The 13,871-nt window shown below is 36.7% G+C and carries 16 protein-coding genes; 4 read left to right on the top strand and 12 right to left on the bottom strand.

Annotated elements, in window-relative coordinates:
* Window positions 1-91: 91 nt before the first annotated feature.
* Window positions 92-970: a hypothetical protein gene (locus tag MKY13_RS04035; RefSeq protein ID WP_191698515.1), complete on the top strand. Its 879-nt coding sequence runs from the start codon at window positions 92-94 to the stop codon at window positions 968-970.
* 71 nt (window positions 971-1,041) lie between these two features.
* Here the strand turns inward: MKY13_RS04035 and coaD are convergent, their stop codons facing one another.
* The 3 genes from coaD to MKY13_RS04020 are packed head-to-tail and all read right to left on the bottom strand — an operon-like array spanning window position 1,042 to window position 3,536.
* Complete coding sequence (gene coaD / locus MKY13_RS04030; protein ID WP_191698516.1) at window positions 1,042-1,527, bottom strand: pantetheine-phosphate adenylyltransferase; 486 nt, start codon at window positions 1,525-1,527, stop codon at window positions 1,042-1,044.
* Entirely contained in the window at window positions 1,524-2,096 is a 573-nt protein-coding gene (gene rsmD, locus MKY13_RS04025) for a 16S rRNA (guanine(966)-N(2))-methyltransferase RsmD (protein WP_191698517.1), read from the bottom strand. The genes coaD and rsmD overlap by 4 nt, the downstream gene beginning before the upstream one ends.
* Window positions 2,097-2,120: 24 nt before the next feature.
* Window positions 2,121-3,536, bottom strand: coding sequence for an RNA polymerase II (locus MKY13_RS04020; protein WP_191698518.1), 1,416 nt, complete (start codon window positions 3,534-3,536; stop codon window positions 2,121-2,123).
* A 52-nt stretch (window positions 3,537-3,588) separates the two neighbouring features.
* Here MKY13_RS04020 and MKY13_RS04015 point away from each other — a divergent pair, with 52 nt between their 5' ends.
* Entirely contained in the window at window positions 3,589-3,978 is a 390-nt protein-coding gene (locus tag MKY13_RS04015) for a methylthioribose kinase (protein WP_191698519.1), read from the top strand.
* Window positions 3,979-3,982: 4 nt separating this feature from the next.
* Here the strand turns inward: MKY13_RS04015 and MKY13_RS04010 are convergent, their stop codons facing one another.
* Window positions 3,983-4,255 (bottom strand): YlbG family protein, encoded by a 273-nt coding sequence (locus MKY13_RS04010; protein ID WP_191698520.1) that lies wholly within the window; start codon window positions 4,253-4,255, stop codon window positions 3,983-3,985.
* A gap of 278 nt (window positions 4,256-4,533) precedes the next feature.
* On the opposite strand from MKY13_RS04010, the gene MKY13_RS04005 reads away from it, so the two are divergent.
* Complete coding sequence (locus MKY13_RS04005) at window positions 4,534-5,442, top strand: glycerophosphodiester phosphodiesterase family protein (protein WP_191698521.1); 909 nt, start codon at window positions 4,534-4,536, stop codon at window positions 5,440-5,442.
* A gap of 65 nt (window positions 5,443-5,507) precedes the next feature.
* Here the strand turns inward: MKY13_RS04005 and MKY13_RS04000 are convergent, their stop codons facing one another.
* Genes MKY13_RS04000 through MKY13_RS03990 form a run of 3 tightly spaced genes read right to left on the bottom strand, consistent with a single transcriptional unit; the run spans window position 5,508 to window position 8,605 of the window.
* On the bottom strand, window positions 5,508-5,954 hold the full coding sequence (locus MKY13_RS04000; protein ID WP_191698522.1) for a YlbF family regulator: 447 nt from the start codon (window positions 5,952-5,954) through the stop codon (window positions 5,508-5,510).
* Between the two features lie 58 nt (window positions 5,955-6,012).
* A complete protein-coding gene (locus tag MKY13_RS03995; RefSeq protein ID WP_263616764.1) occupies window positions 6,013-7,500 on the bottom strand; it encodes a UDP-N-acetylmuramoyl-L-alanyl-D-glutamate--2,6-diaminopimelate ligase in 1,488 nt (495 codons plus the stop codon).
* Window positions 7,501-7,555: 55 nt separating this feature from the next.
* Window positions 7,556-8,605: a CAP-associated domain-containing protein gene (locus tag MKY13_RS03990; protein ID WP_339215425.1), complete on the bottom strand. Its 1,050-nt coding sequence runs from the start codon at window positions 8,603-8,605 to the stop codon at window positions 7,556-7,558.
* Between the two features lie 150 nt (window positions 8,606-8,755).
* Here MKY13_RS03990 and MKY13_RS03985 point away from each other — a divergent pair, with 150 nt between their 5' ends.
* The gene (locus tag MKY13_RS03985) at window positions 8,756-9,112 is read left to right on the top strand and encodes a YugN family protein (protein ID WP_191698525.1); all 357 of its coding nucleotides are present in this window, start codon (window positions 8,756-8,758) and stop codon (window positions 9,110-9,112) included.
* 212 nt (window positions 9,113-9,324) lie between these two features.
* Here the strand turns inward: MKY13_RS03985 and MKY13_RS03980 are convergent, their stop codons facing one another.
* The 5 genes from MKY13_RS03980 to MKY13_RS03960 all read right to left on the bottom strand — a co-directional run bounded on the left by MKY13_RS03980 (window position 9,325) and on the right by MKY13_RS03960 (window position 13,869).
* On the bottom strand, window positions 9,325-9,786 hold the full coding sequence (locus MKY13_RS03980; RefSeq protein ID WP_191698526.1) for a DUF420 domain-containing protein: 462 nt from the start codon (window positions 9,784-9,786) through the stop codon (window positions 9,325-9,327).
* 78 nt (window positions 9,787-9,864) lie between these two features.
* On the bottom strand, window positions 9,865-10,779 hold the full coding sequence (ctaG, locus tag MKY13_RS03975) for a cytochrome c oxidase assembly factor CtaG (protein ID WP_339215422.1): 915 nt from the start codon (window positions 10,777-10,779) through the stop codon (window positions 9,865-9,867).
* Between the two features lie 171 nt (window positions 10,780-10,950).
* Window positions 10,951-11,301 (bottom strand): cytochrome C oxidase subunit IV family protein, encoded by a 351-nt coding sequence (locus MKY13_RS03970; protein WP_191698528.1) that lies wholly within the window; start codon window positions 11,299-11,301, stop codon window positions 10,951-10,953.
* Between the two features lies 1 nt (window position 11,302).
* Window positions 11,303-11,929: a cytochrome (ubi)quinol oxidase subunit III gene (locus tag MKY13_RS03965; protein ID WP_191698529.1), complete on the bottom strand. Its 627-nt coding sequence runs from the start codon at window positions 11,927-11,929 to the stop codon at window positions 11,303-11,305.
* Window positions 11,929-13,869, bottom strand: a complete 1,941-nt coding sequence (locus MKY13_RS03960; RefSeq protein WP_339215420.1) for a cytochrome c oxidase subunit I — start codon at window positions 13,867-13,869, stop codon at window positions 11,929-11,931. The genes MKY13_RS03965 and MKY13_RS03960 overlap by 1 nt, the downstream gene beginning before the upstream one ends.
* Window positions 13,870-13,871 lie beyond the last annotated feature (2 nt).

Raw genomic sequence — 13,871 nt, 5'->3', positions numbered from 1 at the left:
CGCCCCCAAATTGTTGAAAGACTAATTCAATCGTTGTCTGCATACAATTAGTGTAGCATTTGAACGAGCGAATGACAAAATATTGAAAAGGATGAAAATTATTTGGACAATCCTTTTATGTATTGCATTAATTAGTTTATTATTATTTTTCCCAGAAATTACTCATGAAGGTGCAGATATTGGCGTCAGCCTATTTATGGAGGCTTTATTCCCATACTTATTACCTTACTTAGTATTAACAAATTGGCTTTTGAAATTAACTCATTCCCACAAAAATATATCTTTTCTTGTATTTTTACAGACGTATGGAATCAGTGCAATAGGGGGATATCCTACAGGTGCGGCGACAATTACGCAACTCGTGAAGCGTAATTCGATTACAAAAAAGCAAGCAGCCTATTTACTCGGAATATGCCATTGTCCAAGCCCTCTTTTTTTATTTGGATTCGTCGGTAGTGACCTATTAAATTCTACTACTCTTAGTTGGCAATATTTACTTCTTTTACATAGCTTTTCATTCATTTTGCTGATCATCGTATATTTAAAAGTCCCTACACTTTCCAATGAAGTTCAAAGAGTACCTAAGGATCCAACCCCTTTTACTACAAGCGTTCGGGAAAGTGCTCCGACTATTTTAATTGTAGCAACAACGATTATTTTTTTTACAACGATTTATCACGTGTTTTTACATAGTGTTGAAGTCGTATTTGATTCAATTCCTGCCTATTTGGAACTTGCAATTGCAAGCTTTCTTGAAATGACAAATGGTTTATTTTTACTTCATCAACATTTGTACGGTGATATGCTGTTGTTTTTTACAGTTGTATTATTAACTACTCAAAGTTTAAGTATTCACTTACAAGTAATCGTCATCGCACGCACTGCCAACATTGCCATACGTCCTTATATTATGATTCGGGTTCTATACAGCATTGTCATTCCACTCTTATTTGCTTTATTTTTTCTATAGAAGAAATTTAGCGGAAATTCCACAAAAAAAAAGCTTTTGCGGAGAATTTTTCTCGTCCGCAAAAGCTTTTATTAGTGATTAAATTTTTCTTTTAATGCTTTATCGACGACAGCTGGTACAAGCTCGCCCACTTTACCACCATACTTTGCTACTTCCTTAACAATGCTGGAACTTAAAAAAGAATATTGGTTCTTTGACATAATAAAGAACGTTTCAATATTTTCATCAAGCACACGGTTCATCGATGTAATTTGCATTTCATACTCAAAATCCGAAACAGCACGCAACCCACGGACGATTGCTTTTGCTTTTTTTTCGCGCGCATAATCAATAAGCAGTCCCGATGAAGTTTCAATTCGAATATTCGGCAAATCCTTTGTCACTTCTGATATTAATGCGGTACGTTCTTCAATCGAAAACAATGGATTCTTTGATGAATTATTCAATACAGCAACATATACAATATCAAATACATCTGCTGCACGACGGATAATGTCAATATGGCCATTTGTTATTGGGTCAAAACTTCCAGGTACTACTGCAATTTTCTCTGTCAAACGACTTCTCCCTCTTCCTCTACATGACGATAAATCGAAATGATTGTGCTGCCATAAACTTCTTGCCTCGCAAGGCTGAAGACCCCATATTTTTCCGGCAATGTCACTTCTGTAGAATGTTCACACATAATGATAGCATCTTCGGCCAATTTCCCGCCTTCTACAAGAGTCTCCACTAAATCATAATATTCTTTTTTATGATAGGGCGGATCCACAAACAAATAGTCAATGACGATATCTCTTTTTAGTAGTGCCTTTACCGCACGCATTGCATCTGTTCTGAAAAGTTCCGTTATCTCTTCATAGCGGCATTTTTTTATATTTTCCTGTAGCACTTGAAAAGCCCGTGCGTCCTTCTCGATAAATATAGCATGCGCAGCCCCGCGACTTAACGTTTCAATCCCAAGACCTCCACTACCTGCAAATAAATCCACCGCAGTACCGCCATTAAAGAATGGTCCTATCATATTAAAAATGGATTCTTTTACTTTATCTGTAGTAGGACGTGTCGTATTTCCCGCAATCGCCTTTAAAGGCATACCTTTTCTGTTTCCTGCAACAACGCGCATGATTTCCACCAAACTTTCTAATAACTAATTTCCAGGTTCCGTAATTGTAAGACGATTACTCGATTTATTTATTTCGACTAAAAATAGGCGCTGTAACCATGACTCTTCAATAAAGTACTGTCCCGCAACTTGTTTAATCGGCAGTGAAACCGTGTTGTATCGTCTTTGGTTGAATACATAGAATCCCGGATCATTTGGGAATCGGAAAGCACGAGTCTCACTCGTAACATAATACCCATTTTCCCCAATACTCACATCATACCCTAAATGTTTTAATAATGAATCTGCAGAATATAGAACTTCAGCATCTTTCAAAATAACCTGAACATCGGATTGTTTTTTTAAGTTCACATAAATTTCTCTTGGGTCATTATATAAAAATGGGTATCGCTTATCCAGTTGGGCATTCATCGTTAAAAACTTTGTGGAAGCTCCTAAAACTTCAGACAATAGGGCATCCAATGATTCCACGTTTAGAGCTTCGCCTTCCATTTCACGTAAACGCTCTCTCCACTCTTCTAACTGTTCATCCGTCATTTGAGCGGTAACTGTCGAAGAGATATATTTCGTTTTTTCACTTCCAAAAATCTCACCAGTTAAAAATGATGCGACCATCTCCTTAAGCCAGTGTGGACTCTCTCCAAAATCATAAGTTGTTTCAAGCTGAGAAATAATGACCTTTTGCTGTACTTTCGCTACGGTAATGTCTGGCAAAAAGAGCATACGGAATCCTTCCATACCATCGATGTTTGTACCGTTAATAACTGCTAAATGCTCTTCACTTAAAAATTTTACATTTTCCAATTTCTCATAAAACGCAGGCTTTAATGGAGTTTTAGAATAGATGGATAAAGCGCCTATCTTATTTTGCAAATCAAATCCGCCATCTTGCCAGAATAGATCTTTAACGGGACCTTCCCCACTGAACATAGAATAGTTGACTAAAGATAGTTTTTGCTCCCCAATTAAAGGTATTCCTGTTACCCACTGACCTTCAATTTCCTGTTCCGTCGTAATATGTATAGTTGAAAACTGAACATTGCCATCTTTTAATGAGGCAAATACATTTTTCATTAACTTTCGCGACTGCAGCCCATTCTCCAATGGAATAACGTAGGAAATAGATTGTGCCCTCGTTTCCCCTTCTTTAAACTTCTTGGAGTCCTCACTTAAGCGTGCACAGCTATGTTCATTTTCTATAAAGCAATTCGGGTTAATCGAGCTTCGCGGCCATTCTATTGTTAGCTCTTCTTTCGGCAAGTTTTTGAAATGTTGCCGAATATCCAAGCTTTCCCCCCGATATACTATTTCAATTTCCTGTGAATAATTGTAGCCTTTATCTACACTCCCAACTTCATCTGAATAAACTTGGAACTGCATAAAAAGCACAGTTCCAATTAATACGGCTAAAAATGAAAAAATACTTACGGCAATTTTCATGTGCCTATCCTCCTGCATCATGATACTATTGTAAAGAAAGGAAGTGCTATAATTGATTCAGCAATTTATCGAACTAGGTCAAGGCTACGGAGATATTTACGAGCTTTGTGAACTAATTAAAACAAATGAGCCTCGATTCCATAACGCGTTCATTTTTACTGCGAACCATGAGGGTGCTACTGTTGCTTCACTTGCCGTTGCATTTAAACCATCAGGTGAAAGCAAATTCATGCCAATTTATATTTGCCGCGAAGGGATTCCCTACAATGAGGAAAAACTTTCGAAGCGAATCCAAATATTTAAACAAACGGTCCAGGAAGCTGGACAGCAGGAAAATATTTTCGAAATTAAACACTCATCTATTTTTTCGGAAAAAAATCAATTTTATCAATACCTAATTGGAATTTTACGATTAAATCATTATATACCACCAATGCAATAAGCCATTATAAACCGATTTTATAATCGTATTCTTTTGCTTTATCTGGCTTTGCATTTTCAAATTCATTTTTTACAAATGGGCGGTACGATTCTACAACGTCTTTCACAAATGGAAGACGTTGTAATTTGTTTTTCAGCGTTTCAATTTCATCTCGATTGCAATAAATTACAACATACTTTAATTTTCTTGAGATGAAATTTACATGTCCATACTTTCTTAGCGACTTCGCGTGCTTTAATTGATGAACGTATATAATTAACCCTTGTCTTTCATTCATGGAAAACTCCCCATTTCTTCTATAAAAAAATTTATATTTAGCCAATTCATACAACAAATTTCTGCAAATTCCCTCTGTTTTTCTACCTTCTTATCCAATAAAAGCATACCAAATGTACAATTTGTTAGCAACAGAGTTTAGACAGTTGCACTTATTTTCCGTTATAATGGAAAATAGTAGCGTGTTATGAACACACTATATTAATCTAAGATTTCAACACCTTATATTTTGCACCTAACTTACAATGAACAATGTACGGTCAGAGGAGGACGAATTTAATGGGAAAGAAAACAAAAGTTGCTTTAGCAATTGCTGCGGCAAGCGCAGCGGCATGGGCAGGAACAAAAGCGATTTCGAAACCACAAAAACGTGAATCAAAAGAAGCATTGCAGTTTGAACGTCCAATAATTATCGCACAACACGGTGGAGCTGGTTTAGCACCTGAACATTCTTTGCTTGCCTTTGATCAAGCTAAAAAAATTGGTGTCGATGGTTTTACAGTCAGTGTCCGTCTTTCAAAAGATGAAGAAATTATTGCTTTTCATGACGAAACGATAGATCGTACAACAAATGGCTCTGGTTTTGTGAAAGACTTTACATTCGAACAATTAAAAGAGTTTAATATTGGTTATAATTTTGAGGATTTAGACGGTTCATTCCCTTATAGGGAACAGCAGGTTACTGCAGTTACGTTACGAGAGTTGTTTGAATCATATCCAGACAAATTGTTTATCGTTAACATTCAGGATAGTCCAGATACGTATGAAGGAAGTTTAATGCCTTCTAAACTATGGCGCTTAATAGAAGAATTAGATATTCAATATCAAATTATCGTTTCCAGCCCTTATAGCGAACAAATTGACCGCTTCAATCTGTATGCACAAAACCGCATCGCACTAGGTGCAGGTGAGGGAGATATTAAAAAGGCAATGACTTCATTTACAAGTCAATTCGGCCATTTATACCATCCGAAAGTTGATTTATTTGTAGTCCCACTTAAACAGGGCGTGTTCAATTTTGATTCACCGCGTTTTGTAAAGTTTTTATCGGAATTAAATGTACCGACAATTTATAGCGATATTGATGATTTAGTGACGATGAACCGCCTGCTTCGTCAAGGCGCAATGGGAATTGTAACAAATCGCCCGGATGTAGCTGAAGTATTAATTCAAAAAATTTCACAGTAATACGCATCTATTCCAGAATAAAACAAAAGCTCCCTAAAAAAACGGGAGCTTTTGTTTTTCTATTGTTAAGCCGAACAAGAACATCCTCCACCTGTGCCACAACCTGTGCCACAAGAAGAACTACTCGCGAAAAAGGGATTGCTTACCGGAACTTTAACTGCTTCTGAAACGGAGTGTCCGATAATCAAGCTGATTTCATCCAGTAGATCTTGAAAATCATTTTCTGCAACCTTTAATGTCGCAATCTGTTCGATCATATCAATCCGACGCTTTTCTGTTCGGATTTTTTTCATAATTGTATTGTAATCAGGATGATATTTGCCAAAGCGCTGTACATCCTCATATTGATCTTTTAAACGTTGAAAGGCCATAATTTGTGCGCTTAATTCTATATCCTCATATACCGCTTGCTTTGCAAGGCGTAAGTTTTCGGCTTGTTTAGAAGAAAGGATCATCGCACTTAATTCATCGACCTCATCTAAAATAAAAACCCAATCAGAAGTCATGAGCATTGTTTATTCCTCCCATCTCATTTTAATCATAACAGAAATGAAAGGAAAATCAATCTTGTTAAACTCGCTTTTCCAATTGTTTTACCATCTCTCGGACAAATGCCTTATCAGAAAAATACTTCTGTTTATCACCGATTTGCTGCGTTTTTTCATGACCTTTTCCTAATAGAACGATTGTATCTCCAGCTTCTGCATAGTTTAGTGCATGCTCAATTGCTTCTTTTCGATTCAATCGCTCAATATAGGATTGTGTGGAAGAGAAGCCTTGCCGAATTTGCTTATTAATAAGCTGTGGACTTTCATCACGCGCATTATCGGTCGTTAAAATAATATAATCCGCATATATAGACGCAATCATTCCCATCTTCGGACGTTTAGCCCGATCCCGGTTTCCTCCACAGCTAAATACAACAATTAATCTGCCTGTCGTATGCTTTTTTAACGTCTGTAAAATCATCTTCATTGCATCAGGGGTATGGGCATAATCCACGATGATTGATATACCTAATTGATTTTCTACCTTTTCAAATCTCCCTTCTGGCAATAGTAGTTTTTGAGCCGCGCTACAAATATCCCCCAAAGGAAAGTCTAATTGATTTACACAGGTAATAGCAGCAAGAACATTACTGCATTGATAGTCCCCTACTAAGGGAATATTCACAATATGCTTTTCTTTTTTATGTTGAATACAGCACGTAGTGGAAGATGGACCATCGACCAGCGTTTGCAGAAAATAATCGACATGGCTCCCTTTCCCAAAGAAAATACGCTTGCCCTTAGTTGCTAAACCGATTGAACGACAAACACTGTCATCACTATTAATAATATTCCTTTTAGCCAATGTTGCTAAAATTTGCTTCGACATTTTATATCTTTCAAAGCTTCCATGGTCTTCAATATGATCTTCCGTTACATTTAAAAAAATACCGATATCAATATCACAATAATCCAATCGATGTTTTTCCAGTCCTATAGAAGATGCTTCTAAAATGACGTACGGAATCTCAAGACGGATTGCTTCACTGAATAAAAAATGGATATTTTTTGCTTGCAGCGTAGTTAATGATTCCATTTCCGGATAGCTTTTTTCTCCATTTATAAAAACACCATTCGTTCCAATTACCATTGTTCTATTATTAAGGAGATTCAAAATTTGCCCTATAAAATGCGTGACAGTTGTTTTGCCATTTGTTCCTGTCACCGCAATTACCTTTAATGCTTCCGCAGGGAAATGATACATTTTTGCACTCGCATAGGCTATAAAGCTTAAACAATTTGGTACCCAAATAATCGGAACTGATAATTCAGACGTATTAAAATACGCTTCATCATCTACAACTACGGCAACGGCCCCTTTTTCCAAAGCACTATCGATAAAAGAAATACCGCTCGATTTATTTCCCTTCCTTGCAATAAAAATATCTCCAGGTAAAATATGGTTGGCGTTATCTTCCACTCGATTTATTTCCACTCTAATGGAGCCCTTCATAGTGCAAGGCCAATCTTTAATTAATTCTCCAATTTGCACGGTTTCACTCCTTACCATACTTTATGAAGACAATAAAAAAACGCTACAAATGCAGCGTTTAATTTTCAATATTTTATTTTTGCTGAACGTACAGTTGCGTAAAGTAATTCATATAAGCTCCCGAACCAATATGCGTAAATTGGTTATCTATCAATAGTGCCCGGTGCTCTTTGGAGTTTAGCCAGCCGTGTAATACCTCGATTGTATCTTTATAATTTGCCGCAACATTCACTCCATGCTTCTCATATTCCTGCTGTATTTCATTTAATTGCTGTTCAAATGAATATTCTTCATCAACCGTATAAACCTCCATCATCTGTAAAAACATATCCTCGCTGTTTTCACTGGCCAATGAGGAGAGCGTGTCTAACGGCAATAATGCTGGTAAGTCATATTTTATACGAAAGGAATTCGCCAAGTCGGTCAGTTGCCTTCTGTTAGCCAAGTTTATATCAATTTGCATATAGCTTGAAGGAGTACTTGCTTCATAGAGTTCTCCAAAAAACTGCATTTCATAAGGTTTATGCAATACGAGTGTTTCTCCATCCAAAAAGCGCACCCCATGCAATTGTTTTGTGATTCCATCTATATAGAGTTGCGCGTATAGATCTTCATATTTCACTAAAATTCTATTATGTAAATCTTGTTCATTCATTGCGAAAATATACATATTTTCATCAATCTCCACAGTTATCTCCTGGCCAAAAACAGTCGATCGGTAGATTTCATCCAATGTTTGCCCTATTACAAAGGGATTTATAGGAAAGCTCTTATTATTCGTATAAATTTGGTTAACTTTCTCATTCTTTATACTAACCATTAACAGCTCATCCTTTACGTGATAAATCCACCATTCATAGCCAAATTCTGATTGATCAATGCGATTAGGTCGATCATAAGTTTCCAAAATATCTTTTGGTGATCTCCCGATAAATGTGGAAATACCAGTTGTCGGACGCGGTAGATTTTCAATATCTCTCTGTTGTGTTTCTACATCAGCAATCGGTTTTGTTATGACAGGCGGTCCTTCCAATAATTCCGTTTGTGGTGAGTTCCCCTCGGTATAATAGACAATAATTACAAGACATGTCGCTACAATTAATATTTGAAACATCACCTTCATAGAAGTCCCCCCACACACCTTTTTACTTAGTATAATTATACCAATTTTGGTGACGATGACACAATGTTGTCATTGCATCGATTACCATTTTGTTCTATTATTAAATTTGACCATATACTTATGTATGTTAGGCAAAAGGAGGATTACGAAATGTATTTTGAAGACACACAACTCGAAAATGTAAAGGTTGATCAAGAAGTTTTAACGACAGTAATGGGCAAATTCGGTTTAGAGTGCCATGGTGCATGGGATTATGACCGTATGGCATTTGACCGTTGTTATGATGTCCGTGAAGGCCGTTTTTATTTACGTGTTTTTTGTAACGCAGTATCAGGTGATGTAGGTGCTCTTAATGCCACTTTAAACATTAATAAGCCTGCAATCGGAAAATACTATTATCCACACGGCGTTGAATACACAGATGAAGTATTCCCTGGCCATCTTGTAAAAGAATGTGAAAAAGTATTATCAGATGTTCGTAGAGAGCTTGCTGCATACGGTATATAATCCTTTTAAAAAGCTGGCAACTATCCAGCTTTTTTATTTTGAGTTTAAAAGGAAAAAAGTTGGGACAAAACAAAAATACAATTTTTCTCCGTGGAGAAAAATTGTATTTTTTGATGTGTGAAAAATTGGCTTCCGTTCCGAGTATTATTTCTGCGGGACGGTCTTAGCCTGTAGTCTCAGGCATAGATGCTCCTGACCCTTCACTTTTTTAATTAAAAGCCTAAAATAGCTTTGAATACAGACGTTGTTTCTCCGCCTTCATAAATAATATACAACAGAGAATATACAGCCACACCTGTAATAGCTACGAAGAACCAAATAATACTTGTAATCGCACCAATACGGCGATGAAGCTTCAGGTTATTCTTATATCCTGAAAGTAAGCTCGTTATTCCAAACACTGCACCAACTGTTGCTAAAGTGATATGGAATACTAAGAAGAATGTATAATATCCTTTTAGTTCATCTGGACCGCCGAATGCAGTGTTACCAATAAATACTGTACGTGATGCGTAAATTATAAAGAAAATCAAAGCTGATACACCAGCTGCCATCATCACTTTTTTATGTGCTTCTATATTCCTTTTTGCAATTAATACCCAACCAATTGCAACGAGCACCGCACTAATGACGATAAACGCTGTGCTTATTGTCGGTAAAATAGGTACATTCATTTTCAAATCCCCAATCTAAAATAATATATCCAATTTCAATTATTTGTTGCTTCTAAAGTGTACACATAGCTTATCATATTACTGATAGCGTGTTCTATTTTGGAACTCTTTTAAAGCATTTTCAGTAATTTCCTCTGGATTTTTACGTTCCGTATTCCACCATCTACGGAAAATCTTAAATAAAATAACGCCGAAAATAATTTCCTGAATTATTTTCATTAATACACCGCCAACTTGCTGGTCACTTATTAAATCCATATTTGAGAATAACTCCGGACCTGATAATGTAAGCCCTGACAATGTTGTTGAAGGTACACATAATTCCATCGCCTTTAGCCACATATCACTATCGCTATATGTACCATACATTGGACTTGTAGCAAAAATAATAAGAGCACATGCAGGTGTAATTAAAACTGCATTCGATGCAATGTAAGCTAATTTATTCATATTTTTCATTTCATGCTGACCTTCTACATTATTTAATAGTGGCCAATACATAAAAATAGCGGAAATAAATAAAATCGACGTATAAGCTAAATGATAAAATTCATTTAGTTTTATTGTGTCAAAAACAGATGGCAGGTGATAAACCGAAAATAGACCAATAAATACTACTATCGAAACTAATGGTTTAGTGAAAATACGGAAAATTGACCGGAAAACTGGCGCCTCCACGACTACCTTCCAAACCCACCATGGAATTCCTTTTATAAATAAGATCGGCACTAATAATAATAAAAATGCCATTTGCACCATATGCATCGTAAACATGATATGGCCAAGCAAATCAATTGGAGATCCTTTAATAATATAAAAAGAAATAATTCCTAGAACGAAATATATTGCCTCGTTTTTCTTTAATGGTTCACTTTCTTTAAATTTACTTTGCCACTTGACTGTTAGTAAAAAATAAAAAATTGTTATGACTAGTAAGCCTATAATTAAATAGGGACTCCATAATGCTTGAAAACCAAATATACTTATCGGCATATGACCGCTCCTTTAACCTCAGTAATTTCATTATAGATGGCAATTTCTCCAACTTCAATGAAAGAACTATGACAATTGTTTGAATCAAACATATATTTTTAATACTGTTTATAATATAAAATTGCTAAAAATGAGAAAAACGTCCTTAGCTTTCGCTAAGGACGCCTTAAATTAGTAGTTCCCCCACCAAATAATTGTTGTAAACGCTACGAAGAACGTAAACGCGATGAAGGCTGCACTCCAAATAAAGAATTCAATTACGCCAACCATATGAGTTGAGCGATCTTCCAAGTGCATAAAAGCGTACAGTTGCAACACCACTTGTATTCCAGCTAATAATAAAATAATTGGAATAATGAAAGTTGGTGAAAAATCTGCTAGTACAGCAGCAAATGCGATAAATGTTAAGAAAATCATGATCGCAAAGTTTACTACTTGTTTACGCATATGAGCTTTTGAATGAGCTTTATCATATTCATATTGTGCTTGAGTACGTACTTCTACATGAGTTTCGTGTCCCATATTATCCCAACACTCCCATCAGATATACTACTGTAAAGATGAATACCCATACAACGTCAATGAAGTGCCAGTATAAAGAAGCGGCAAAGAACTTCGGTGCATTGTATAAGTTTAATCCGCGACTACTGTTACGGATAATTAATCCTGTAATCCAAACTAAACCAATAACTACGTGAAGCCCGTGCATTCCTACAAGTGTAAAGAATGCAGAAGAGAATGCAGATTGTGTATAACCAAATCCAATATGCACATAGTGGTAGAACTCGTAAATTTCTAGGCAAAGGAACGCTAAACCTAAAAGCACTGTAATTCCCATCCAAGTACGAACACCCGAATAGTTATAATTTTTCATATGGTACATTGCATATACCGATGTCAATGAAGATGTAAGAAGCAGCATCGTCATAATAAACGCTAATGGTAATTCATAAAGATCTTTTGCAAAGTATGTCATACCTGCTGGACCGCTGTCTTTAAGTGCGATATATGTAGCAAATACACTCGCAAATAATACTGTATCCGATGCTAGGAAAATCCAAAGTCCAACTAACTTGTTTTTCCCTTCCAATGTAGCTTGTTCAGGGTGTTTTGGCCAAGTTTGTGGAGTAAATTTTTGATTAATATCCATTACTTGTTACCCCCTTTTTTACCTGTTGCACGGTAATTAGCTAAATCTGCTTCAATACTTTCGATTTCAGCAACCGTTACATGGAATCCTAAATCATCTTTGAATGAACGAATAATCATACATGCAATCGTTAAACCTAATCCACCAATAATTAATGCTAATGAAACTATTGCTGGAGCCCCAGTAGCTGTACCTGCCTGAACTTGATCACCCCATGGGCTATATAACGCACCGAATGCAGCAATCATCGTACCAATTGACATAATAAACGGTAAAATTGAATTGTTTGGCATATGAATTTCACCTAGTGGCTCTGCATAGACCATACCTTCTTTGTTACCTTCTTCTTTTTCAATCCAATAAGGATCAAATCCACGAACAAGTGGAGTTTGTTTAAAGTTATAGAATGGTAGCGGAGTTTCGATTGCCCACTCAAGAGAACGACCATCGCCCCAGTAATCACGACGGTTAACAGGCTCTGATTTGATCGATAATAATACATCGATTACTAATATTATTACCCCGATCCCCATCATAATAGCACCAATTGATGAAATAAAGTTGAATAAATCCCAACCTTGACCACCCATGTACGTGAATACACGACGTGGCATACCCATTAATCCTAAGAAGTGCTGTACGAAGAACGTTAAATGGAAACCAATAAAGAATATCCAGAAAGTAAGTACGCCCAGTTTCGGATTCAATGCACGGTTAAACATAATCGGCCAGTAGAAGTGTGCCGAACCGAATAGTGCTGTTACGATACCACCTACAATTACGTAATGGAAGTGGGCTACGATAAAGTAAGAATCGTGTAATTGGTAGTCAAGCGGTGCAGTTGCCTGCATTACCCCTGTTACCCCACCCGCAACGAATGAAGGGATGAAACCAAGTGCATATAGCATTGGTACTGTAACTTTAATTGAACCGCCCCAAATAGTAAGAATCCAGTTGAATACTTTCATCCCCGTCGGAACAGCGATCGCCATTGTTGCAACAGCGAAGATTGCGTTCGCAGTAGCACCTAAACCAACTGTGAACATGTGGTGGGCCCATACCATGAACCCTAAGAAACCGATTAAGATTGTTGCGAATACCATTGAAGAGTATCCGAATAAACGTTTACGAGCAAACACTGGAATAATTTCAGAGAATAAACCGAATGCTGGTAATACTAAAATGTATACTTCCGGGTGACCGAAAATCCAGAATAAATGCTCCCAAATAATTGTGTTACCACCCATTGTATGATCGAAGAAATTTGCTCCGAACATACGGTCAACTAACATTAAGAATAATCCACCTGTAAGTGGAGGGAAAGCGAATAAGATTAATGAACTTGAAACTAAAGTAGTCCAAGTAAATAGTGGCATACGCATGAACGTCATACCAGGTGCACGCATCGTAATAATCGTTACGATAAAGTTAATACCTGAGATTAACGTACCCGCACCAGAAATTTGTAGACCTAAAATATAGAAATCAATACCATGGCCCGGTGAGTATAAAGATAATGATGCATACGAAGTCCAACCTGCATCAGGTGCTCCACCTAAAAAGAATGACAGGTGAAGGAATACCGCACCAATAAAGAATAACCAAAATCCTAATGAGTTTAAAAACGGGAATGCAACGTCACGCGCACCAATTTGAAGTGGAACAATCGCGTTCATAAATGCAAATATAATAGGTGTTGCTGCTAAAAACAGCATCGTTGTGCCGTGCATTGTTAATAATTCGTTAAATAGGCCTGCAGAAATGAATGTACTTTCTGGGAACATTAATTGAATACGCATAAGTAACGCTTCAAATCCTGCAATTGCGAAGAACAGTGTACCGGCTGCTAAATACATAATCGCGATCTTTTTATGATCGACCGTTGTTAAATAGTCCCATACATGTGCCCCGAAGCCCTTTTTCTGTGTAACAGAGCTCACAA

This window comes from Solibacillus sp. FSL W8-0372 (assembly GCF_037969735.1).
Classification (GTDB): Bacteria; Bacillota; Bacilli; order Bacillales_A; family Planococcaceae; genus Solibacillus; species Solibacillus faecavium.
Note: the sequence above shows the minus strand (reverse complement) of the source record. Positions and strands in the feature narration are given on the sequence as shown.